At 42.2% G+C, this 24,080-nt stretch carries 19 protein-coding genes and 1 tRNA gene; 12 read left to right on the forward strand and 8 right to left on the reverse strand.

All coding sequences use genetic code 11. The annotated features are described in order from the left end of the window. The first annotated feature begins 24 nt into the window (after nt 1-24). Genes MNR06_RS12700 through gshA form a run of 4 tightly spaced genes read left to right on the forward strand, consistent with a single transcriptional unit; the run spans nt 25 to nt 4,361 of the window. Nucleotides 25-894, forward strand: a complete 870-nt coding sequence (locus MNR06_RS12700; protein ID WP_243536643.1) for an ArsA family ATPase — start codon at nt 25-27, stop codon at nt 892-894. After that, the gene (locus MNR06_RS12705; RefSeq protein ID WP_243536646.1) at nt 891-1,970 is read left to right on the forward strand and encodes an ArsA family ATPase; all 1,080 of its coding nucleotides are present in this window, start codon (nt 891-893) and stop codon (nt 1,968-1,970) included. Before MNR06_RS12700 ends, MNR06_RS12705 begins: the two co-directional genes overlap by 4 nt. After that, a complete protein-coding gene (locus MNR06_RS12710; protein ID WP_243536648.1) occupies nt 1,967-3,079 on the forward strand; it encodes a tetratricopeptide repeat protein in 1,113 nt (370 codons plus the stop codon). Before MNR06_RS12705 ends, MNR06_RS12710 begins: the two co-directional genes overlap by 4 nt. Before the next feature lie 19 nt (nt 3,080-3,098). Further along, nucleotides 3,099-4,361, forward strand: coding sequence for a glutamate--cysteine ligase (gene gshA, locus MNR06_RS12715; RefSeq protein ID WP_243536650.1), 1,263 nt, complete (start codon nt 3,099-3,101; stop codon nt 4,359-4,361). Here gshA and MNR06_RS12720 read toward each other — a convergent pair. Beyond that, a complete protein-coding gene (locus MNR06_RS12720) occupies nt 4,358-5,599 on the reverse strand; it encodes a hypothetical protein (RefSeq protein WP_243536652.1) in 1,242 nt (413 codons plus the stop codon). The genes gshA and MNR06_RS12720 overlap by 4 nt on opposite strands. Then, nucleotides 5,596-6,345 (reverse strand): TIGR02147 family protein, encoded by a 750-nt coding sequence (locus tag MNR06_RS12725; RefSeq protein WP_243536654.1) that lies wholly within the window; start codon nt 6,343-6,345, stop codon nt 5,596-5,598. The genes MNR06_RS12720 and MNR06_RS12725 overlap by 4 nt, the downstream gene beginning before the upstream one ends. 228 nt (nt 6,346-6,573) lie before the next feature. Here MNR06_RS12725 and MNR06_RS12730 point away from each other — a divergent pair, with 228 nt between their 5' ends. Continuing rightward, nucleotides 6,574-7,206 carry a hypothetical protein gene (locus MNR06_RS12730; protein WP_243536656.1) on the forward strand — a complete coding sequence of 211 codons (633 nt, stop codon included), beginning with the start codon at nt 6,574-6,576 and terminating at the stop codon, nt 7,204-7,206. A gap of 112 nt (nt 7,207-7,318) precedes the next feature. On the opposite strand, the gene MNR06_RS12735 is transcribed toward MNR06_RS12730, so the two are convergent. Continuing rightward, a complete protein-coding gene (locus MNR06_RS12735) occupies nt 7,319-8,818 on the reverse strand; it encodes a leucyl aminopeptidase (protein ID WP_243536658.1) in 1,500 nt (499 codons plus the stop codon). Nucleotides 8,819-8,935: 117 nt separating this feature from the next. On the opposite strand from MNR06_RS12735, the gene MNR06_RS12740 reads away from it, so the two are divergent. Continuing rightward, nucleotides 8,936-9,574, forward strand: coding sequence for an ATP-dependent Clp protease proteolytic subunit (locus MNR06_RS12740; protein ID WP_243536660.1), 639 nt, complete (start codon nt 8,936-8,938; stop codon nt 9,572-9,574). Nucleotides 9,575-9,580: 6 nt separating this feature from the next. After that, the gene (clpX, locus tag MNR06_RS12745; protein ID WP_243536661.1) at nt 9,581-10,876 is read left to right on the forward strand and encodes an ATP-dependent Clp protease ATP-binding subunit ClpX; all 1,296 of its coding nucleotides are present in this window, start codon (nt 9,581-9,583) and stop codon (nt 10,874-10,876) included. Nucleotides 10,877-10,960: 84 nt separating this feature from the next. Here the strand turns inward: clpX and MNR06_RS12750 are convergent, their stop codons facing one another. Beyond that, a complete protein-coding gene (locus tag MNR06_RS12750; RefSeq protein ID WP_243536662.1) occupies nt 10,961-12,982 on the reverse strand; it encodes a hypothetical protein in 2,022 nt (673 codons plus the stop codon). Nucleotides 12,983-13,113: 131 nt separating this feature from the next. Continuing rightward, entirely contained in the window at nt 13,114-14,925 is a 1,812-nt protein-coding gene (locus tag MNR06_RS12755; protein WP_243536663.1) for a hypothetical protein, read from the reverse strand. Between the two features lie 226 nt (nt 14,926-15,151). On the opposite strand from MNR06_RS12755, the gene MNR06_RS12760 reads away from it, so the two are divergent. Further along, nucleotides 15,152-15,388, forward strand: coding sequence for a hypothetical protein (locus tag MNR06_RS12760; RefSeq protein ID WP_243536664.1), 237 nt, complete (start codon nt 15,152-15,154; stop codon nt 15,386-15,388). On the opposite strand, the gene MNR06_RS12765 is transcribed toward MNR06_RS12760, so the two are convergent. After that, nucleotides 15,385-15,771: a response regulator gene (locus tag MNR06_RS12765; protein WP_243536665.1), complete on the reverse strand. Its 387-nt coding sequence runs from the start codon at nt 15,769-15,771 to the stop codon at nt 15,385-15,387. The genes MNR06_RS12760 and MNR06_RS12765 overlap by 4 nt on opposite strands. Next, nucleotides 15,768-17,225 carry a sensor histidine kinase gene (locus tag MNR06_RS12770; protein ID WP_243536666.1) on the reverse strand — a complete coding sequence of 486 codons (1,458 nt, stop codon included), beginning with the start codon at nt 17,223-17,225 and terminating at the stop codon, nt 15,768-15,770. The genes MNR06_RS12765 and MNR06_RS12770 overlap by 4 nt, the downstream gene beginning before the upstream one ends. A 407-nt stretch (nt 17,226-17,632) precedes the next feature. On the opposite strand from MNR06_RS12770, the gene lon reads away from it, so the two are divergent. The 4 genes from lon to MNR06_RS12790 all read left to right on the forward strand — a co-directional run bounded on the left by lon (nt 17,633) and on the right by MNR06_RS12790 (nt 22,460). Continuing rightward, nucleotides 17,633-20,155, forward strand: coding sequence for an endopeptidase La (gene lon / locus MNR06_RS12775; protein ID WP_243536667.1), 2,523 nt, complete (start codon nt 17,633-17,635; stop codon nt 20,153-20,155). A 484-nt stretch (nt 20,156-20,639) separates the two neighbouring features. Continuing rightward, complete coding sequence (locus MNR06_RS12780) at nt 20,640-21,743, forward strand: winged helix-turn-helix domain-containing protein (RefSeq protein ID WP_243536668.1); 1,104 nt, start codon at nt 20,640-20,642, stop codon at nt 21,741-21,743. A 9-nt stretch (nt 21,744-21,752) separates the two neighbouring features. Then, entirely contained in the window at nt 21,753-22,328 is a 576-nt protein-coding gene (locus MNR06_RS12785) for a hypothetical protein (RefSeq protein WP_243536669.1), read from the forward strand. A 56-nt stretch (nt 22,329-22,384) separates the two neighbouring features. Continuing rightward, a tRNA-Val gene (locus MNR06_RS12790) sits at nt 22,385-22,460 on the forward strand. A gap of 187 nt (nt 22,461-22,647) precedes the next feature. Here the strand turns inward: MNR06_RS12790 and MNR06_RS12795 are convergent. Beyond that, nucleotides 22,648-24,078, reverse strand: a complete 1,431-nt coding sequence (locus tag MNR06_RS12795; protein WP_243536670.1) for a HAMP domain-containing methyl-accepting chemotaxis protein — start codon at nt 24,076-24,078, stop codon at nt 22,648-22,650. Nucleotides 24,079-24,080: the final 2 nt, after the last annotated feature.

A 24,080-nucleotide genomic window follows, 5' to 3' on the forward strand; every position in this document is an offset into this window, starting at 1 on the left:
AGGTCATTCACACTCAAAGAACTTATGAAGCAAGAGATTCACTTCGTGACGGGAAAAGGCGGCGTTGGTAAGTCAGTTATAGCCGCTGCTATGGCCTTAAAAAAAAGCCGCGAGGGTAAAAAAGTCCTTCTCGTGGAACTTGGTGATATCAGCTTTTTTAAGGATTTCTTTGACTTACCTTCAGTCGGCTATCAGCCAACGCGCATTAAAGACAACCTGTCAGTAGCCTTGTGGGATGGGGAGGCGGCTTTAAAAGAGTACGCCCGTCACTTCATCAAAGTTGAAGCCATCGTAAAACTATTCTTTGAAAATGCAGTTATGAAAGCCTTGGTCAACGTAGCACCGGGGCTTTCAGAGCTGGCTATCGTCGGAAAAGTCACAAGTGGGCCGCGCAAACACGGGCCTCCACTGCCGTTTGATTGCATTGTTGTTGATGGCTTTGCTACAGGCCACTTCATTGCTTTATTGGAAGCACCTAGGGGCATGGCCCAAGCGGTTCAGTTTGGTCCGATGGGTGAACAAAGCCGCAGTATCGATGCTTGCTTAAGAAATACTGATCTATGCCACTATCACGTTGTTACTTTACCTGAAGAACTTCCAGTCAAAGAAGCCAGCGAACTTATTCATCGCTTGAAAGCAGAATTTTCAGTTTCCGCCGAAATCTTGATGAATAAAATTATTCAAACCAAACTGACTTCAGCAGATTTAAAAGATGCCAAGGCAGAAAATAGTGATTTAGGAAAATTCGCTGAATACTTGGATTATCAGCTGACTCGTCAAAGTGAAATGCTTGAAAGAACCAAGCAAGCTACAGAAAAAGTTCAGCACTTGCCGTTGTTATATGAAACTTACGCTTGGACACTGACTGAAAAAATAGCGGAGGCATTAAAATGAGTTCAGCTATTTTTCAAGAAACCAAAATTTTGGTTTGCGTTGGCAGTGGCGGCGTCGGCAAAACCACGGTGGCAGCATCATTGGCAGTGCTGGCAGCTAAAGAAGGTAAAAAAGTTTTAGTTCTGACCATCGATCCCGCGAAAAGATTAGCGCAAACTTTGGGAATCGAAGGCACTAAAGATGTCACCCGTGTCCCAGGCCAGGATTTTAAAGGCGAACTTTACGCTTCTGTCATCGATCATAAAAAAACGTTTGATGATTTTGTCGCAAGGGCTGCTAAAAAAAGTGAAGCGGTTGAAAAGATCTATAAAAACAAACTTTATCAACAGCTTTCAACAAGCCTTAGTGGTTCGCAAGAATTCACAGCACTTGAAAAACTTTATTCGATCTATGAATCACAAGCTTTCGATTTGATTATTCTGGATACTCCACCTACGAAACATGCTTTAGACTTTTTACAAGCCCCGCAGAAGCTATCAGCGTTATTTACTGAAGGTGTCGCGAAGTGGTTCCGTGATCCTGCCGGTAAAAAAACAAGTTTTCTCGGCAAAATGCTACATACCGGAACAAAACAAGTATTAAAAGCTTTGGAAGTTCTGACTGGATCAAACTTCATTCATGAACTGGGTGATTTCTTTATCAACATTGAACAATGGCAGGAGCAGCTTTTAAAGCGAACCACCGAAGTGCATCGCATGTTAACAGCGCCCAGCACTCGGTTTTGTCTTGTAACGTCTTTTGACCAAGCGAAATTAAAAGAGGCCGAATTTTTCTCTCATCAAATCAGATTGGGCGGACACAATTTAACTACTGTGGTTTTAAATAGAGTTTTTCCTTACTGGCTAGACCTCAGTGCCGAAGCTGCCGCTGAAAAAGCCCACAGCGAACTTGTGAACTTGTACTCGCAGATGAGGAACTACTACAATCAAAAGGATCAGTTATATAAAAAATTTGAAGCAACCATGAAAAAGGATGCACGAATTTTTCGTATTCCCGATTTAGTTAAAGATATTTCAGACCTTTCCGGTCTTGAAGAAGTCAGTGCGTTGATTGTAGAAGGGGAAAAGAAAGCATGAAACTGCTTTGTTTAATGACTCTGTTGGTGCTTTCAGGATGCGGTCACTTTGCTAAAAATAACGTCGAAGAAGAGCAGGCCAAAGCCCAAAGAACAGCCGAAGAAAATGAAATTGCTAATGCTGAAAAAGTTTTGGCGTTAGGACGTTTCGAAGAAGCCCGCATTTTATTTCGTGATTTTTCAGGCAGAAAGCCACAGTCAGTATTCTATCAATCTGCAAGATTGGGTGAAGCCCAGGCCTTGGATGGCGCAGGCAAACACCAAGAGGCTATCAATCTATATCGTGAAATATGGCTAAAGACGCAAACAGAGCAGCCACAAATTTCAGCTTTGGCTCTTTATCAAATGGCTTCAGCTTATGAAGCCATGGGCGATGACGTAAAGACGATTGCAACCTTGATGGATGCAAAAAAAATGGGGCAACATCTTCCCCCAGAAACAGTCCTTGCTGAAATTCCAGCAAGACTGGCAGCAGTGTATGCGCGCTTAGGCCGTGAAAAAGAAGCGGTTCAATACCTTAACGAAGCTGAAAGTGGGATGAACAGGTATTTGCAATCGGCGGGTCCGAATGTAAAAAAAGAATGGATAGCCAAAGCCTATTTCCAAATGGGCAACATCACGACTAACCAACTTTCAGAAGACAACTTTGAACAAGTCGTGAATAGCCAGAAAGTTGTTCAAGCGTACTTAATCAAAGCTTTAAAAGCGAACGACCCCACATGGTCCGCGCGCGCCGAACAAAAACTGACGGAAACTTTTCGCGATTTAAATCGGCAGCTAGAAGTTCTTAACGGCCAGCAGAAGCGCGCTGACTTAGGTGGCAGTCTTTTAGAACTTATGGATCAGGCAATTCTGTACAAGCCTTATGAAGAACAAAAACAGAACCAATACGAGGAAAGATTCTTTCGCCAGCTTGCAGAAATTCGTAAGCAGTCCGAACATGCATTGTACAGCGGTGGCGAATCTATGGTTTTGACTACAGAATCTCAAAAACTAAATAGTCTTAAACGTGAAAGCAAATTGACGATAAAGCCCTTGTTGCCAGAAAAGGAAAAGTCTTCTATACCTTTTCCCCCCAAAGTGGTTCCATCAGAAGATCCGAATTTGTAGTATGGACCAAGGAGCAAACATGGCGAAATTAACGCTGCACAAACAAACCCTCGCCAACATGAATGAGATTTGCGCGTGGTTTTCTGCAAAAACACAAAACTTATCTGTGCCTATTTACTCTAGCTACGATGTTCGTGATTCTGGTTACAAGATTTCAAATGTCGACGCAAATATATTCCCAGCAGGTTTCAACAACATCTGTCCTACAGACAAAGAAACTTCCGTTGGATTGATGAACAAATACATCACCAAGCACTATGGTGCCGACGTAAAAAATGTTTTGTTAGTGACTGAAGAACACACGAACAATGCTTTTTATTGGGAAAATGTTTATACAATAAAAAATCTGATTGAAGCTTCAGACCGTGTGGTGAAAGTAGCGATTCCCCGCGAATTGCCAGAACCAATGAAGTTAACCAGTGTCGCTGGTAACGAAGTGACTGTGCACTCTGCGCTTGTGAACGGGGAACTATTTAAAACTTTCAAGCCAGATCTTATTATCAGTAATAACGACTTTTCTGAAGCCTATGAAGAATGGGCGGGTACTGTGACTGAGTATTCAATGAATCCACCAAGAGAACTTGGTTGGTATCAAAGAAAGAAAAGCACCTACTTTAAATACTACAATCAACTTGTGAATGAATTTGCAGCAATCACGAAGATTGATCCATTCTTGCTAAGAGTTGAAACGGAACTTTTTGAAAACTTCGATATCGCTGATGAAAACAGCCGCAACGCTTTAGCTGCTAGAGTAGACGCTATGCTAGAGCATCTTCGCGGAGAATATAAAAAACGCGGGATCACTCAAGAGCCTTTTGTTTTCGTAAAAAACAATGCTGGTACCTATGGCTTAGCAGTTATACGTGTTGGTTCCGGCGAAGAAGTAAAAACGTGGTCTTATAAATCCCGCAAAAAAATGAAGGCCGCTAAGGGCGGCAGAGACGTTGAAGAAGTGATTATCCAAGAAGGTATCCCTTCCATCGTTCAAGCCGATGGCAGCAGCGCTGAGCCAGTTATTTACATGATTGGCTGTGAATTAGCGGGGGGCTTTTTAAGAACCCACGCTGAAAAGTCCGCGGAAGAAAGCTTAAATAGTCCGGGTGCCGTATTTAAACGTCTTTGCGTATCAGACCTAGCGATCAATACGCCAGGCTGCCCGCAAGAAAACGTTTACGGTTGGACCGCGAAATTAGGCTTGTTAGCGATTGCCCACGAGGCCCAAGAAATGGGCGCGGTCTTTAAGGGTTATAAACCTGTGGGCTGCAATAAAATGACGACTTAGAAGCAAGCAGGGATTGCTGTTTCTAAGTTACCTTTGATATCAAACGTGATTTCACGCTGTTGAAATTCAGGCGCTGGCATAAAGACGATTTTGTGATCAGCGCGCAAACAAGGACTGCCACCAAGGCTTAGGATTCTAAGATTTGAATCTTGATCAAAATCGAAGAACGCTTCAGCTGGAACGTCTGTAAGACCTACTCTTCTAGTGATGCTCCATTTGCCAAACAAAAGTTCACGGTTGTTATAAAGCTCAGCGGGGGCTTTTACGTCAATTAAAGCTTCATGCAAGTCAAATAGCCACTCGGTACCAACGACTACAAACTGCGGAGCCAAAGTAAAACTAGGCAAGCAGTCAGAATATGCTAACCACTGTGCACTCACTTTTAGGTTTTTGATTCTGCCATCTTCAGCAAGAACAACATTACCAAGAGCTGCCGGTGCATTCTTCGTAGAGCAATTCCATTTTAGCAATGGCAAATCAATAGCCGCAAAAGTTGAAAGAGTTCCTGAAAGAATTCTGCCTTCTTGGACTTCGATATTTGATGCTACGTAATTAAAACGCTCATCGCTATAGCCGATCAAAAATGAAAGACCTTCGTAAGTGTAAGTAGAAACATGCAAACCCTTAAGAACATCAAGGTATGTTTTTAAGTTCCAGTTCTTAAGAACATTTGAATGCAATAAAGCGTTGAAATGACGAACGCGTTCGGAGCTTGTTTCAAAAGAAGTGCCGTTGATAAACTCACGATAGATAATTTCGTGAACCATCAACGCCGCTTGTTGATTTTCATCGATGGAATTCCAAAGCTCAGAATCAATTAAATAACGAGAGCTATTTAAAACGGATGGGTTACGTTGGAATACAACTTGTTTTAAGGCGCAGTTTGAAGGCAAGGCCACTAAACCTAAATCATTCACCGGGGCAAAGTTAGCGTTCTTAACAAAGCTTACTTCAGTGAAAAAATCTTGAAGCCAAGTTTGGTAAAGAGCTTCCCTAGCAGGATCTAGCCCTTTCAAGCGACCTACGATATCTTGAGCTTTAGCTAAAGCCGTTTCTTGCGAAGAGTAATGAACTTTCACAAGCCCATTAATATCCGTTTCAAATAAATCCAAAACCACTGACGAATCAGGGCATACAACGGTGAAGCCACCGTTACCACGGTCATACCAGTTGTTCGCGAAAGAGACTGAAGAAAAAAAGAAGCCAAAAAGTACAAGAAGAAGATTTAAATATTTCATTTTGTCACCTTCGTTACAGGGAATAGCTGTACGTTCAAATTATAAACGTCGGTTTTCGGTCCTTGAGTCATTAAGGTCGCCATCTTACGGCGGAAGTTTTTAATCAAACGTTTCGCTTCAGGAATTTTTTTGCGATTCATTGGGAAAGTGATGGAAGTTACGTCACGCATTTCAACTGGCACGCGATCAAGATTATCAATCACCTGCACCAAAGATTGTTTGTGTGAACGACGCAAAGATTCTGAAGGAATGTTATGAGTCGTTTCAAGTTGCTTGTGAGTGACTACAAACTTTCCCTCTTCGATCGATAGCAACCCTAGACGAACAAGACGTTCGATAGCAGCATGAGCAACCTCTGCGGGGATATTAATACGGTCAGCAATCCACTGTGGGGTAGGTTGAAAGTTTTTAAGTGGAACTAACGCCAAGATAGCAAAGTGATACCAATCACAAACGACAGCGAACTCGTCTTCTTTAAGCTGACTTTCAGGCTGCAAAGTTTTGATTTTCTTTTTATCAAACTCAATCAGGTTTTTAAGGTGTTCAAAGTCCACATCAGGAAGTCCAAGACCTTTAATTACCTGCTTACCCATGGTGGTCGTCATGATACGGCGGCCATTGATATAGTCGCTTAAGCGGCTGGAAGGGATCCCCAGCATTTTAGCGAATTGGGCGTTAGTAAGGTTAGGTGCCTGATTACGGCGACGTTGGTACTCAGTTAATAAGAATTCCGAAGTCTTGTTCATGGTCCGGTTTATGGCCAAGCTTCATTACGTAGTCAAAGGCATATTTTACTCTTAATAATTGGTAAAATCCGCGGCGGTAATTACCAACTTTTGGCTGAGTTTTGTGGGTTTTTCGCGGGCTTACCAACTCCACGCAGAAAAATTTTCAAATAGACCAAAGCCCGGAAGAGATAAAAACAGAGGAGCCAGAAATATCCGGATGCTATCCTACAAAAAGGAGATCGCTTCATGAGAAAATTTTATGGCGTTTTTGTTCTTTTCGCCCTTACGTTCACCGCGGGTTATTCTGTCATTTCCTATACTACTGATGCGGTTCCAGTGAACCGTGACCCTGCCGCCGTTAAGACGGGATTTGATTTCTCACATTTGTCAGGTTCGAAACTTCAGGAGGCGGTAAAGCAACGCCTATTAACCGGCTTAGAACTTAAAAAAGGTGCTGGTGGTGCTGCGATCGGCTTAGGCCACTTTGTTTTCATCAACAATTCCGGCGAAAAGAAATTGGCCTGCCAAGAGTTTGGTAAGATCTCTTTAACTTTCGAAGCTGAAGGCGTTTCTGTTGGCGGCGATAAACCAGAAATGGAACTTGAAGGCCGGTGTGAATACAGCCAAGACATGGCTAAAATCAGCCCTCTATTTTTACCAATCACAAAAATCTTAGGGGAGCGCCCTGGCGACGGCGAGTTTCAATTTAACGAAGGTTCTGCACTGACAGTGCGATTTACAAATCTTCCAGAAGATTGGCCAAGAATCTGGCTTTTGAAATCAGTAAAACTGATCAACCAAAAAGACTCTGAAGCGTTGACGGTTGAAAGCGACGAGGTCGCAAAATACCTTGGTCACCCGATGGTTCTAAATTTCTAATTTCACAAAGCTCTAAAAAACAAAAACCCTCAATGCAAAACCATTGAGGGTTTTTTTATTCGGCGGACCGCCGGCAGTGCCGAAGCACCGTGGGGCGCGTAGGCTGAAGCAGCTAGCCGTGCAATTTCGCGATTTCAACGAATGTACGGATCATCGCACCAGAAGCACCTTTTTTAGGGCAGTATGGAAGGCGGTTACCAACAGCCCAACCTGTTCCTGCGATATCAAAGTGCGCCCAAGGAATGCCTTCACCAACAAATTGCTCAAGGAACGCAGCTGCAGTTGCAGAACCCGCACCCTTACCCGCAGAGATATTTGAAAGATCAGCAAAAGTGCCTTTCATATCTTTTACGTGGAAATCTGTCAGAGGCATGTTCCATACCCATTCACCAGAAGCTTGCGCCGCTTTTTCAACTTTCGTTTTCAAAGCGCCATTGCGAGTGAAGTAACCAGTGTGAGTGTTACCCAAGGCAACAACCATCGCACCAGTCAAAGTCGCAGCGTCGATGATAACTTGTGGATCAAGTTCAGTTGCGTAAGACAAAGCATCAGCAAGGATCAAACGTCCTTCAGCATCAGTATTGTTCACTTCAAATGTTTTACCGTTACGAGCCGTGTGGACGTCACCTGGCTTAGTTGCAGAAGGACCCGCCAAGTTTTCAGTCGAAGCAATCAAACCAACAACGTTGATTTTAAGTTTAAGCTTCGCGATTGCTAGAACAGTACCGATAACGTTCGCGCCACCGCACATGTCGTATTTCATCTCTTCCATACCAGCAGAAGGCTTAATGCTAATACCACCGCAGTCAAAAGTAAGACCTTTACCTACGAACACCACTGGTTTTTTAGAAGCAGCAGCTCCTTTGTATTCCATGATGATGAAACGTGGTTCTTGGTCAGAACCTTGGGAAACCCCTAATAGTCCGCCCATTTTTTCTTTTTTAATACGCGCTTTATCCCAAACTGTCATTTTGATGCCAGTGCCTTTAGCCGCTTCAACAGCAGAGTCAGCAAGGATTGTTGGAGTCATCAAGTTCCCAGGCAAATCACCAAGGCGACGAGAGAAGTTAGTGCATGTCGCAAGGATAACACCTTCTTGGAAAGCCGCTTTGAAAGCTTTGTCAGCAGCAAGTTTAGTTACTACGTGAACATCAATTTCTTTTTCTTCTTTTTTCGCAGACATTAGTTCGTTGAAAACATAAGAAGTCAAAATTAAGCCTTCAGCAGTTGCTTTTGCTAGTGATGCCGCTTCTTTTTTATTCGCAGTGATGCCATCAAAATGCAAAACAGCTTCTTTAACTTTCAATGCTTTGATTGCTTCGAATGCAGAAGCAACAGCTTGACGAGTGCTTTCATGAGTAAGTGCGTTTTCTTTACCAAGACCCACTACGATTACATGGCGGAAACCTTTGTAGTTCAGTTCACGGAAAGTAACTGCTTCCTGATGACCACCAGTGATTGCTTTGTCAGCAATTGCATCAGCCAAAGTTTTATTAAGCTCAGAATGAGTCACTTTCGCTGGTTTGTCTTTTTGTGAAGAAGCCTTCGAAAACACGACCAAGGCCGGGCTAGAAAGTGTTTCGATGTCTTTGTTTAATAGATTGAAAGCCATATGAACCCCTTAAAATGATTCGGTTTTGTCAAACTTCAATAGATGTAGCACAGCGGATGACCTGGACCAAGGCTTTTTGATAAAGTCCTACGATAGTATTCCGATAGGTAGCACAGAATGACACTTCAATTACAACCACAGGAGACAGCAGTGGCACTCATTCCATACGTCGTAGAACAAACCTCCAAGGGCGAAAGATCCTATGATATTTATTCCCGCCTACTTAAAGACCGTATCGTGATCCTTGGATCACAAGTGACGGATGAGGTTGCCAATGCAATTATCGCGCAGTTTCTTTTCCTAGAAGTTGATAATCCAGAAAAAGATATTCACTTATACATCAATTCACCAGGCGGCAGCGTGTCTGCGGGCTTGGCTATTTATGACATTATGCAATTCGTAAAGTGCGATGTGGCGACATATTGCATGGGTATGGCAGCTTCCATGGGTTCTTTGCTGTTAACAGCTGGAACAAAAGGGAAGCGTTACAGCCTTCCGAACACGCGCATCATGATCCATCAACCCCTTCTTGCTGGAGGCGGCTTGTCAGGTCAGGTGACGGATATCGAAATTCACGCGCGTGAGTTGATCAAAACTAAAGAAAAATTGACTCGCATTTACGAAACGCACACGGGCAAAGGTTACGAGTTCTTGAGAGACCAAATGGAACGCGATAACTTCATGGACCCTTATCAAGCTAAAGAATTCGGTTTGATTGATCATGTGGTTGAATCTCGTAAGGCAAAAAAAGGATAATTGCAGATGACTACGAAAGATACTAACGGAGCATTAAGATGCAGCTTCTGCGGCAAAGGCCAAAAAGAAGTTAAAAAGTTGATCGCCGGTCCTGGCGTCTACATCTGCGATGAGTGTATTGATCTTTGCAATGACATCATTGACGAGGAAAAAGACAGAGAGACAGCGGTTAAAGGCACTTTCAAAGTTCCAAAACCAGCTGATATCAAAACTTATCTTGATGACTACGTTATCGGGCAAGTTCAAGCGAAGAAAACTTTGGCGGTAGCGGTTCACAATCACTATAAACGTGTGAACTCTATTTCTACGGGCGGTAAGAAAACAAACGACGTTGAGATGCAAAAATCCAATATCCTTCTTATCGGTCCAACAGGTTCTGGTAAAACTTTGCTAGCGCAAACGATTGCTAAAATCCTGAACGTTCCATTCGCAATGGCGGATGCAACGACATTAACTGAAGCTGGTTATGTCGGTGAAGACGTTGAAAACGTAGTTTTAAATCTATTGCAAGCGGCAGACTATGACGTAGAAAAAGCTCAACGTGGCGTTATCTACGTGGATGAGATCGATAAGATTTCACGTAAGTCTGAAAACCCATCAATCACACGTGACGTGAGCGGTGAGGGTGTTCAGCAAGCGTTGCTAAAAATTCTTGAAGGGACTGTAGCGAACCTACCTCCAAAAGGTGGTCGTAAACATCCACAACAAGAATTCATCCAAGTGGATACGACAAACATCCTTTTCATCGTGGGTGGTGCTTTCGTTGGTTTGGATAAAATCATCGAAAACAGAACTTCGAATAAAACGATGGGGATCGCTGCTGATATCCGTACAGCTGAAGAAGTTGAAAAGAGCTCAAACCTTCTTGCGAAGTGTGAGCCAGATGACCTTTCTAAATTCGGTCTAATCCCAGAGTTTATCGGTCGTCTTCCAGCCATCGCAGTTCTTGGTCAATTAGACGAAGAAGCGTTGATGGATATCCTTGTAAGACCTAAAAACGCGATCACTAAGCAATACCAAAAGCTTTTCAGCTTTGAAGGTGTTGAGTTAAAGTTTACTGACAAAGCTCTTCGTGCAGTAGCGCAAATGGCTTTGAAACGTAAAACTGGTGCCCGCGGTCTTCGTGGGGTTTTAGAAACAGCAATGCTTGATATCATGTATGACATTCCTTCAAAAAATAACGTGAAGGAAGTGATCATTGATGAAAACGTCATCAACGATGGCGGCCAACCAATGCTTGTCTATAAAACAGAAGAAGAAATCCAAGCTGAAGAAGAAGCTAAAAAGAAGAGCTCAGCGTAGGGCCGGAAGGCAGGCTGAAGCAGCTTCAAATAAAAAAACCCAAGCGAAAAGCTTGGTTTTTTTTATTTAAAATCATTTTCAAAATTAATTTCCAAACACTTCTTTTTCAGCTTCGCTAAGCGCACTTGAAGCGCTCAGTTTCTTGCGATGTTTAGCAAATGAATTCTTCAGTGCTTGCAGCTTATCTGCAGTCATGCCTTTTTCTACAACATAGCTGTTAGCTTTGTCATAGGCGCGATACTCAAATGTTTTAATCCATAAATAGGCTTCCTTTAAAACCTTAAGTTGTTCAGAACTCAAAGTGTTAAGCAAATCTATAGATTTTTCGTAAGCACGATAAGAGCCTTCTTGTTTCACCCATTCATAGGTTTCTTTTAAATCTTTAAGCTGTTGAGAAGATCTGGTTTGCACTAGCTGTACTGACCTTTCATAAGCGCGATAAGTGCTGTCTTGTCTGACCCAGGCATATGTTTCTTTAAGATCATTTAGCTGCTGGGAAGTCATTGTTTGGACAAGTTCTACTGATTTTTCATAAGCGCGATAGGTACTGTCTTGTCTGACCCAGACATAAGTTTCTTTAAGATTTTTAAGCTGTTGAGAGGTCATAGTTCTAACAAGGTCTACTGCTTTTTCATAGGCACGGTAGGAACTATCTTGTGCAACCCATTGGAATGTTTCCTTAAGATCTTTAAGCTGCTGGGATGTCATTGTTTTAACAAGTTCTTCAGCTTTATCTAAAGCTCTGTAAGACGAATCCTTGCTAATCCACGCATAGGCCACTTTTAGTTCTGCAATTCTTTCTGAATTAAAATTATTTTCTAAAACCAATTCCTTGGCTTTATAGGCACTGGAACCACTGTAATGGCCTGCAGAAACAAGCCACTTAGAAAGATCGATAATAAGATCAATCTTAGTTTCATCAAATTGAGTTGCTGTACAGATTTCAACGTTGATCTTCCAATCATTTAATTCTTTGGCTGTAGCAAAAAGAATTTCTTCATGGCTCACAGAATAAGGTTTTTCAGCTAAGCGAAGTGTTTCATTTAAAAGATACCGAGAATCACCCGTGATATACGCATTCAACTTAATGGCGTACGTTCTATATTTCATTGCTGAAGAAGATGGGTCCAAGGCAGTTAAAAATTCTAAGGCCATAAGGCTGCTATCAGCATCTGCAGTCTCTAGCTTTGAAGATCGCGGACTCCAAAGATCTTTGGCAACTTTAAGCGCACGATCCCAAGAGGGTTGTCCTAGCTTTACTGATGGCTGAATATGATTCGCCCATTTTAATGAGGTTTTCATCCACTTAAATTTCAAATTCGTTTTTTCAGATGCGCTTAAGTCAGCGCTTTCAGATGACTCCCAAAGATCATTTAAGAAAGCGACAACATCGGCTTTCCCAGGAACCATTTCCCGTCCATAAAAAGCAGTCATGGTTTCAATATCTTTCTGAAAATTCTGACTAGCTATCACAAGTGCTTCACCATTACGGAAGTCTTGCACAGCTTTTTTCGCAAGTTCATTTTCCATTTTAGTGAATTTGATTGAATAGAGGCGACCGCCATCAGATCCCGGGTATTCGCTAATATTATAAACGGGAACTTCGCCAAGAAAGCCCAATTCAGCTTTACTTATAGAAGATGGATAAAGACGGATTGGCTTGCCAAAAGATTCTTCAAACGTTGCCAGGTCTTCTGCACTTACATCAAGGCTCTCCGTCCTGATTTTGATTTCAGTACCGTCGAAGTCTACAGATTTTGCAATTTCCTTACGGATAATACTAGCGGTTGTGAATCCATTGAATTCAACTTTAGAAGTTCGTCCGTTTTCTACTTTAGATTTATAGCAAGCAATCTTGCCTTCGCCGCGAATTCCACCAATTGAGTTGGTTCTATTTGAGGCCATAAAGGCGTTAATTTGTTCCTGTGTGAAAGCTTTTTTACACTCAGCCTCAATGTATTCAGCAGTTGGTGATGGGGTGCCAGGCTCTGGCCAACCGGTGACCTCGTCTTTAATTTTGTTATTTTCCCCAGATGAATCCGGGGCGCATCCCAAGACAGGTCCTAAGCTTAAAATGGCGACGGCGAGGTAAATTTTTGAATTCATTGTTTCTCCAAACGTGATTCACGTCTGAAGAAGCAAGGGCCGAGCCAAAAATTTGAGTAGCTCAGATCCAATGAGTTTGTTTTAAGGCAAAATTTGTCCGTACTTTGGGAAACCTTCTTTGATCATAGAAACTAGAAATTCACTCCCAGCCCTACAGTTCCAAAGAAAGTTGTAAGTTTTGCACCTTCGCCAGTGGTCGCGCTTTCAAAGTAATAACTCTTAACACCGAAGCCCGCTTCTCCGAAGAATGTCGGAGTCCACAAAACCTTACCGTGGAAGTTTAACACATAATCACTTCCTAAATTGAATTTGCTATCTAAAGAAGAAACATATTGGATGAATTCCATATCCAACCACTTTGGATAATTCATGAATGGAAGTTTGCTAAACCAATAATCAATCGACCTAGGCATAGAGCGAGCCCAGAAAGCACCCACACCCATTTTTGGGATGCTGTATGTACCAAATTGCAAACTTTCATAAGCGGCGATCAATCCTACGGTTTCATCTTTTTCCCAAAGACCTGGATTTAGGCGATAGCGTAAATCAAAATCCATGGTCTTAAGATCGATGTCACTTGTTTGATCTTCCGTTGAAGCTGGCAACTTGTTTAAGGAAAAGAAATAACGAGCGCTAACGCCCCAACGTTGTTTTGAAAAATAATAACTATCAAGCCCAGCAATATCATTAAACCAGTAAGCAACGTGTCCTTCACTTAAAATTAAAAATCCACTGGCCGAACTAATCCCAGTAAGACGCAAACTGGCTTGGCCAGCGGAGCCACGGTAAATTTCTAAGTACGGCTTGTGAGTCATTTTTTTACCGGGAACTTCAAGCGAAACCGTATTAAGTCCAAATTCTTTTGGAACTTCAAATTCCCAGTCTTGGGCATTTCCTTCGCTATCAGAAACAACAATTTTTTCTTTTGATCTATAGGTACCGCTTATCACTTTTTCGCTTACGAATCGGCGGTCTTTCGCTTCAGGCGGGTCGGTTATTTCTAATTCATACGAAAAGGCGCCGCCAGATTTGCCAGGCAGAACGATCTTAGCATCTTTTATTTTGACGTCGCCCCGCCATAAATCAGGGCGTAAATGCATAGTGTTTTCAAAACCTAGGATCTTTGTAAACTTGTTATATGAAATTCCTTCGATCAACTCTGATTCAAGATTGATGGGGCGAGGAGCCACTGCAGTTACAGTCACTGCATCTTTCGACTTTTCAGAAACCACGAGGTCTTTTATTAACAAAGGATGTGGCTCAGATAAAAATTCATAGCTGGCGTTTGATGAAAGCGTGGCAAGAAATTGCACGGGACTTCCCACTGTTACTTCTTCGGCCCCACTTAATTTTTTTTCTTCATTTTGTAAAATGATACGAGCAGAGCCAGTCGATCTTGCTAGTCCCAACTGAATGTCTGTGCCTTTAATCTCAACTGCATAAAGCTGGGTGCACATACTAGTAAACCCGTTGCCGATATCTGAACGAAGGCAAAAGCGAAAGGCCGATCCATTCTGCCAGCGGGGAGCTTTAGAACTTGAAAGATCAGAAAAGCTTGCTGCGCCAGCGGTCGTAGCCTCGAAATTCCAAAGCTCATTACCCTGTTCGTCAATGATCGTGATTTCTCCGGTTTCGATGAGACGGCTATTCCATTTGAAATTTAAAGTTCCACCTTCAAGTTTCGCAGTGAAAGATTCGTTATCAAAAACCTCGCTGCCAATTTCCAGTGATTTGCCATCAGTCTTTTTCAGATCATACTGCAATAGCGGATTTTTTACTTTTACTTCATGATCCGTGACTAAGAAATTTAAAGGTTTTGTAAGCTTTTGCTTAACTGGCGCAGGCGCAACAGGCGAAGGCGGCGCTTCTTCGGCAGAAGTCTGCGCTAAGGCATGGCTATTAAATAAAAACGCTAATGTCAAAGTTGCTAAACATTGAAGCACAAGAATTCCTTCTTTTTAAAGAATATCTATGACTTAGCATAATGAACCACATCCTTAGTGTCTGTTTAAAAACTTAAAATCTTGGACTGAAGCCCAGGGGTATTTTTCAGCCGAACATTGCCGAAATTGTGGATTAAGCTGCTGGTTGCAAGATTGCATCCGCCTGAGATTCTTATGTATGGCCGAAAAGAGCGCTTCTATACTTTTCCTCAGCCGGGGGATCGTTATGAGAGAGCAAATACTAGTAGGAATGCTGACACTTGCTTTCGCTGTTGGATTCATTTTTTCAATCGAAGGATTAGCACAGAACAGCCGAAACATTTTAGAACCATGTGCATGTTTGGCTTCCAATAAAGAAGCATGTCTAAATTCTAGCGCTGCGGAAGTCCTTGGCGCTAAAGACATGAACAAAAGCCCCGAGCCCTGTTCAAATCTTAATCAAAATTATGCTTGGGGATATTAGCCTAATTGCAAATCTTTTTTGATCATTTCTATCAGCGTATGAAAGTCGACGGGCTTACTAAGGAAGCGAGCTGCCCCAAGTGATGCCGCTTTCATTCTATATTCAGGCGACTCATAGGCGCTCACCATATAGACAGGAATTTTGCTGTGGTTTTTGCGAAGTTCCTGCAACAGCTCGAAACCGTCCATATCAGGCATATTAATATCAGAAAGAATAAGATCTACTGGCGGGGTGGTCGGCTTATTTAGATAATCCAGCGTCTCTGGCGCTGAAAGAAACGAGACAAGATTCAATTCACCGATGCTGGCGAAAAGTTTTTTAAACTTTAGCTTATATAGAAGATGGGTGTCGGCCTCATCATCTACAATCACGATATGAATCATGCATTAGGTCTTTCATGTACTAACGGTAATGCCATAACGAACTCAGTCCATTGGCCAAACTCACTCGTATATTTTAGAGTGCCGCCATGTTTCTGGGCAATATTAAAAGCTACCGTTAGACCCAAACCAGCCCCTTCGCCTGCAGATTTTGTGGTCAAAAATGGATCAAAAATTTTCTCCCCAAGAATTGCAGGAATACCGATTCCATTATCGCGAATAGAGATCTCAATCATATCACCACGGACGGCTGTAGATAATGTCAACTCCGGTTCGAAATTCTTATTCGTGATAACTTTCTTTTCTAAGGCATGAATAGCGTTATCTACGATATTTGATAAAGCACGTAATAACGACGTCGAATAAACCGGAGCCAAGGCTTTATCGGCCAGTCGATAGTTCACCTTCGGCGGAACATAGCTTGATCCTAAAGAGCGGCTAGAGACTGTTTCTTGATAAGCTCTTTTAACGATTTCGTTCACGTCAGATGTTTCTAAAATATCGCTATCGTACCCAGAAAGAATCTGCATAGAGCGAACAATCTGATCGATTCTTTGAGAGTGTTTTAAGACCACGCGGCTGATCTCTTTAACTTCCGCGATATTTTCTGTATCCGTTAAGAGTTCGCTAAAGTTCAAAACAAAGTTTAATGGATTGCGAATCTCATGGGCCACACTGGCAGTTAAACTTCCTAAAGAAGCTAAACGCTCTTGTGCGACTAAAGTGGCTTGCATGCGCTTGATCTGCAGCATGGCTTTTTCAAGACTTTCGTTTTTAGTCGTTAACTGGCGCGTGCGATCAGTGACTTTTTGTTCAAGTGCCTGGTTTAAAGTTTCAAGCTGCTCATTGGCTTGCAAGAGTTCGCGCCTGAATCGGTTTAAAGAGTCTACAAGAACGTCAAGTTCATCTTCGCCCTTGTGATGAGGCCGCCGCAGTTTGAGCTCTTCAGCGCTTCGCCCTTTACCTTGCCCTCGTAAGTATTCAGCTATGTCTTGAATATGTACGACCAGGATGTGATTGAAGATAAAGTAAAGACAGAAGACAACAACTAAGGTCTTTCCGGCTTGTCGAATGAAAATCCAAATCGCTTCTTGGAAGTATTTTGCCCGCAGATTTTTAACATCTAATTCGACATCCAAGGTACCTAAGATCTCGTTGGTATTCTTGTGATAAATATCAAATCGTTTGTAGTTATCATCTGTCGGATCTGATTTGCCGGTTTCGTAAATGTCTTTGTTATCTGCCACTAGACGTAGATAGCTCACGCCTTGAAGTCGACTTAAACCGTCTAATTGAATCTCTAAAAGACGAGTATCATAGGACCACAAATGTTCTGCCATGGAATCAAGATAGGAATTCTTTATGATCGCAAAGTTGTTCTGCAACTTTTCGAAATCCCTTTGATAATCCATAATTAATTGGAAGGCCGTTAGTACTAACGTGGCAAAAGAACTCACCGCCCATGTAGCAATGAGGAGCTTAAGAGAAAGTGAATTTCGGCGGAACCATCTACTGGCAAAACTTGGTGTCACAGTGCGTATTTATAATCTAATCCGGATAAAAAGGGACCATTTAATATCTGTGGTAAATTACATTTAAGAAATATAATCGGATTTTGTCCGCAATTAAAAAGCTTTTCGGTTAACATTAGCCGTTTTTATACTGCCTAGTTCTTAAGCAGATTATTTATTTGTCAGGGCCAGAACTGTTTTTTCTCGTGATATATTTACTTCCCAGTAATCGAACACATAGTTAGACTGAGTTTAGGAATTTGCTCACGGTTGATAAGGATATTAACCCCCGCAAAAACCTCTTGTGTCTTTAAGTAGCGCAAGTGCTCGTTAACCACAGGGAGGGATCGGATATGAGCGAGGGAAAAGTACAACAACTACCACTTTTACCCCTAAGAGACCTCATCATATTTCCACATATGATGATGCCGTTGTTTGTAGGTCGCGAAAAGAGCATCAATGCTCTAGAAGAAGCGATGAGCAAGCAAACAGACATTGTCTTGGCGGCACAAAAAGACGCCAAAACAAACAATCCCGAACCTAAAGATATCTTTGCAATCGGAACAGTCGGTACAATCATCCAACTTTTACGCCTGCCAGATGGAACTGTGAAAGTTCTTGTTGAAGGCAAACGTCGCGTAAAGATTAAGAATTTCATTAACAATGAGAACTTCTTTATGGTGGCTGCAGAGCCCTTAGAAGAAGACGCTACAAACGTTGTTGAGGCTCAAGCTTTGGTTCGCTCAGTCAAATCAACGTTTGAAACCTACGTAAAACTGAATAAGCGTATTCCACCAGAAATTTTGATGCGTGTATCGACTATCGAAAACCCTGGTGAACTAGCTGATATCATCGTTGCTCAATTGAACTTAAAGCTTGAAGACAAGCAAACGGTTCTAGAGATCATCGATGCATCTAAACGCTTAGAACATTTGTTGAATTTAATGACCGGCGAGATCGAAATCCTAGAAGTAGAGAAAAAGATCCGCACGCGCGTGAAAAAGCAAATGGAACGCTCGCAAAAAGAATACTACTTAAACGAGCAAATGCAGGCGATTCAAAAAGAACTTGGTGAAAAAGACGACTATCAAGCTGAATTGCAGGACTTAGAAGTTAAAACTAAGAATAAAAAAATGAGCCAAGAAGCCAAAGACAAGGTCATGAAAGAGATTAAAAAACTCAAAATGATGTCCCCTATGTCTGCGGAAGCAACCGTAGTTCGTAATTATATCGACTGGGTGCTTTCTCTTCCTTGGTATGATTATAACGAAGAAAAACATGACATTAAGAATGCTCAGCGCATCCTTGATGACGACCACTGGGGTCTAGAAAAAGTCAAAGACCGTATCCTTGAATACTTGGCGGTTCTTTCAATCTCTAAAGATATGAAAGGTCCTATCCTTTGCTTAGCAGGTCCTCCAGGGGTGGGTAAAACTTCTTTGGCTAGATCCATCGCTGAATCGTTAAACCGTCCATTCGCCAGAATTTCTTTAGGTGGCGTAAGAGACGAAGCGGAGATTCGTGGTCATAGAAAAACATACGTGGGTGCGATGCCAGGTAAAATCCTGCAAGCTCTTCGTAAAGTTGATAAAGGTAATCCGCTTGTATTGCTGGATGAGATCGACAAAATGGCCAACGACTTCCGTGGTGACCCAGCCGCAGCGATGTTAGAAGTGTTGGATCCAGAACAAAACAACAACTTCCAAGATCACTACTTGGAACTTGAGTATGACCTTTCAAAGGTGATGTTTATCGCGACAGCGAACTCGCTGCACACGATTCCTCGTCCGTTACTGGATCGTATGGAAATCATCAATCTTGAAGGTTATATCGAGCAGGAAAAATTCCATATCGCTAAGAATTATCTAGTTCCTAAGCAATTGGAAAACCATGGTCTGAAAGATTATAAAGTGACGATCAAAGACGAAACTATTCGTGATGTGATCCGTTACTACACTCGTGAAGCGGGTGTGCGTAATCTAGAAAGACAAGTTGGTAACGTGGCTCGTAAAGTTGCTAAAGACATCGTGATGAACGAAACTTTAGAAACTTTCAGAAACGATACTAAAACTTCAGAATCAACAGGTAAGAAAGCCGCAGCGGCTGCTAAAAAGGGAGCTGGAAAATCTGCGAAGGCGACGGCGACTACCACGGGTAAAAACGCTGGTTACGTTGTAACTCCGACGAAACTTGTTGAGCTTCTTGGTCCGCACAAATTCAAGTTCGGTGTTATTGAGACTGAAAATGAAATCGGTCTGACTAACGGTATGGCTTGGACTGAAGTGGGCGGTGACCTGTTAGCCGTAGAGGTGAGTGTGGTACCTGGTAAAGGTAAATTCACCGTCACTGGTCAACTAGGCGACGTGATGAAAGAGTCTTGCTCAGCAGCGATGAGCTACGTTCGTTCAAGAGGTCCTTTGTTCGGTTTGGACAAAGAATACTTCTCTAACATCGACGTACACATCCATTTGCCAGAAGGTGCTGTTCCTAAGGACGGTCCTTCAGCAGGTATCGCTCTGACGACTTCGATTGTTTCAGCAATCATGAAAGTGGCAGTAAAACGTACTGTGGCAATGACTGGAGAGATTTCACTTCGCGGTCGGGTGATGGCTATCGGTGGTTTAAAAGAGAAAATCTTAGCTGCTCATCGTGGTGGTATTAAGATTATTATCTGCCCTAAAGAAAACGAAAAGGATCTTAAGGACATCCCTAAGGATGTTATGAAAGACCTTAAAGTGATCTTGGTAGACCATGTGGACCAAGTATTGATCAACGCTCTTGATATCAAATCTCCGAAAGAACTTTTCAAAGTTCAGAAGGAGACAGAGTTCGGTATCAAAGCTCAATACACAGGCCAAGCGGTTCATCATCACTAGATTTTAAGAAACAATTAAAACTTAAAAAGCCCTCGCAAGAGGGCTTTTTTTATTCTTAAAACTAGCAGTCAAAAAATCAGCAACCTATTCTTCAACTGTTTTGCCTTCAAACTGAAAGCAATTTATAGATATTTCAGAAATTGTGATGATTCGATAAATTTCTAAACTGATCTTAAATCCCATTACTTTTATCAAAGGGCAGTGAAGTTTCGGTTTCCTTTTTAAATGCCTTAAACCCCTTGAAATGCCTCATTTTCAAGGCAAACACGGCAGTATTTAAAAAGCGTTTTTTTATTAAATTTCGCAACTTCGCCTGTCGCGTCAATGCCTTACAGGCGGGCAGTTACATTAAATTACTGAAATCAATTCCAACTCTGCCCGGTTTTTATGCAACTGTTCGCGTCTTACATTGACGAAATACTGACAATCTGAAAAAACAACTCCCTCGCAAGTAATTCTTCTTTTGTTTGGAGTTGGAAGAACCATGAATCAACTAGAGCGCGCTTTTGAGCTCGGCAAACTGTATTGTGATCGAGGTGAATTCGATCCAGCTGTTCAGCATCTTCTTGATGCTTCGAAAGGCTATTTTGCTGAGAAAAATTTCTCTCACTACCTGAAGTGCTTAAACCTATTGCTACGTATCTATGCAGAGCGAGAGCAATTTGAAGAAATCAATTCTACAAAAGAAAAACTTCAAGATTTAGTTCTTAAAGAAGGCTTCGAGCTTAACTCCAAAACTTATTACACGCTTGCGGTGTGCGCTTCTTACAAAGGACAACTAGAGACAGCGATGGACTATTTGCAAAAAGCATTAGCTATCGCTTTAGCTGCGGATAACAAAGAAGATATCTGTCATGCTATTTTCGGTCTTGCGATGGTTTATTCTCATCCAGCAGTGGGCCGCCACTCTGACGCTTTAAAAGAAATCTACAATCTCCAAGTATTCTTCCAAGTTTACCAAATGCCTGATCTGCAAGCGTCTTCATTGTTCTTGAATGCTGACATTCTAAAACAAATGAAAAAGTACGATGAAGCGATCGAGGTTCTTTGGAAGGCTTACGACATCGTGAAGGAGACTCGCAATGTCGTCATGTCTAACTACCTTATGGGTGGTTTGGCTGATGCTTACTTTGAAATCGGCGATAAAGATATGGCAAGAACATACATCACTCTTGCCCAACGTTCTGTCGATGGTGAAAACCACAAACGTTTAGGCAGAATGGTTCGCCAGCTTGCTGAAAAAATTGGCGGCGAAACGCAAACAAACTTCGATCTTATCTTTGATGAACCAAATCATTCTGTTATCGAAAAGAAATTGGGTCGCATCGACTTTAAGAATCAGTTCATTTTGTTAGATTTGCTACGTTTATTTGTTCAGAATCAAGGACAGATCTATTCTAAAGAATACCTTGTTGAAAACGTATGGAAGCAGCCTTATGATCCTGCAATCCACGACAATAAGATTTACGTGACGATCAAACGTTTACGTAAGCTGATTGAACCGGATTATGAAAAACCAAAGTATATTTTTAGAGCCAAGAACGGGTATTACATGAATAAAGCGGCTCGAGTTCATTTCGAGCACTAGGGGGGATTCATGTTGCGCAAAATTTTATTTACAGCACTGATTTTATTTACCGGCTTAAGCATCTCTTTGAATTCTCACGCAGTTTATCCAAGAGAAGAACATGTCATGCCAGCCAGCGATGATCGTTGGGTTCCATGGCCATGGAGCTTGGCTCAACCATTCCCTTGGCAAGATATCCAAGGTCTATGGAAAGTAGAGCAAGACGAGTTCGTATCTTACTTTGCTTTAAAAGTAGTTCGTCAGAAGAGCACGGGTCTTCGTCAGCTTCAAGTGAAGCAGTACGATGGTGACACTTGCCGCTTGCTAGCTACGGGCGTAGGCATCGAAAATAAACAAAAAGTATTGGCGCAAATGACTAGCAAAGCGGGAACTACTTACCGTGTGCAGTTGACAGCGTTTAAGGAAAGCGATTCTCCAATTCCACCATTAAAAGGCCGCGTTGCTGTTCAAGGCGTTATGGTTCTTTCAATGGGTGCTCTGGATAATAAAGGCCCTGAAGAGATGGTTCATATGCAAATTATGAAGGTCTCAGCGTACCTGACGCAAAAAACTTGCATGGAAGATATAAAAAATCAGGATTTTTAAAAAAAGATATTGTATTGAGGTCGGACCCTTGTTACAAAGTGGTCCTTCTACACAATAGGGAGTTAGCTCAGTTGGTAGAGCGCCACCCTTACAAGGTGGATGTCGCAGGTTCGAATCCTGTACTCCCTACCAAATAAAACAACCGCCCTCTGGCGGTTTTTTTATTTGTGCCGTTAGCACTCCAGCTTCGCTGGAGTAGTTTCTAAAGTTTCCCGCCTTCGATTGTCGTTTTTGGGTTTAGTCGTAAATTGCCGCCGGCAATTTACTCCGTGTTTTTTGTGGATGGATTGTCGTTTTCTGCCTTTGGCAGAAAACTCCTTTAGGTTTGATTTCTTTGGCCTGAGATTAGTTGGTTTAGGTCTTCTACTATTTCGTTCATTCTTTTCGATAGGCCTGACATTTCTTCGCTGTTTTGGGCTACCTCTTGAGCTACTTGGGCGTTGCTTTGTGAAGATTGATCTACTTTGTTCATTGCTTGGTTTATTTGCGATATGCCCATTGCTTGTTCTTTGCTGGCTTCGCTGATTTGATTGTTTAATTCGCTGACGGATTTTGCTGATTCGAAGAATTTTTCTATCAGTGTTGCGCTTTGTTCGGCGGCTTGTCCGCCTTCTTGTGTTCTCGTTACGCTATTTTGGATCATCTTTGAAATGTCTTTTGCTGATTCGGCACTTCTTGCGGCTAGGCTTCTTACGGCTTCTGCTACGACTGCGAAGCCTTTACCCATTTCTCCGGCTCTTGCAGCTTCTACTGAGGCGTTTAGCGCTAATAGATTGGTCTGAAAAGCGATGTCGTCAATGACCTTAATGATCTCTTCCATTTTCTTTGAGGATTCTTGGATCTCGCCCATAGAGGTTGTTAATTTTTTGATCGCGTCTGATCCTAACCTTGATTGTTCAACGCTTTCATTTGAAAGTTCTGAGGCTTTTGCTGCGTTTTCGGAATTCAGTCGAACCATGCTTGAAAGTTCTTCTAACGAGGCGACAGTTTCCTCTAATGAAGCAGCGGATTCGCTGGCTCCTGTTGCTAGCACCTGACTTGCACTACTTAATTGAAAGCTTGCTGTTTCTAGCGAACTGCCAGCGTGATGGATTTTTTGCGAAAATGCATTCATGGTCTTAATCAAACCAATCGTAATGAAAGATCCAAACACCAAGCAAAACAGAACTCCGATAATTGATATTACTATATTCAGAGTAGTATAAATGCCACCCGAGGCGTGCGCTTTGGCGGCGTCTTTTTCAATCAATTCACCCAAGGTTTCCATTCGGCCTTCAAGGTCTTTAAAGCTCTTATCAAACTCTGGAAGTAAAGTTTTTGCGCTTTCATAGCCTTCATTGGCTGCGGATTGAACGATTTTATTTGTTTGATCAATATAGGTGTTCATTCTGGGTTTTGTTTCCAGAATGGCGGCCTTTGTATCTTGATTTAGTGGAAGTCTTTCTAAGTTTTCTAAATAGGCTGTGAAGTCAGCAGCTTTAGCTTTGGCCTCTTCAATGGCTTCTTTTAATCCTTGTTCATCTTTGCTTTCGGCAGCCACCAAGGAAGCTAGTACCACGGATCTTAGCCCGTCATGCATCATATCTGCCAGGGTCATATTCCTAACTGCAGGCAGTTGCACATTGGCCACGTTATCAAACTGTGTGGTTAAATGTGATGAGCTGAAGTTAGAAATTATGGCGACTAAAAGAAGGATAACTAAAAAGCCGCCACACAACATCCATAGTTGAGTCTTCAAAGTGAACTTCATTA

The sequence above is a fragment of the Bdellovibrio reynosensis genome (genome assembly GCF_022814725.1).
GTDB lineage: Bacteria > Bdellovibrionota > Bdellovibrionia > Bdellovibrionales > Bdellovibrionaceae > Bdellovibrio > Bdellovibrio reynosensis.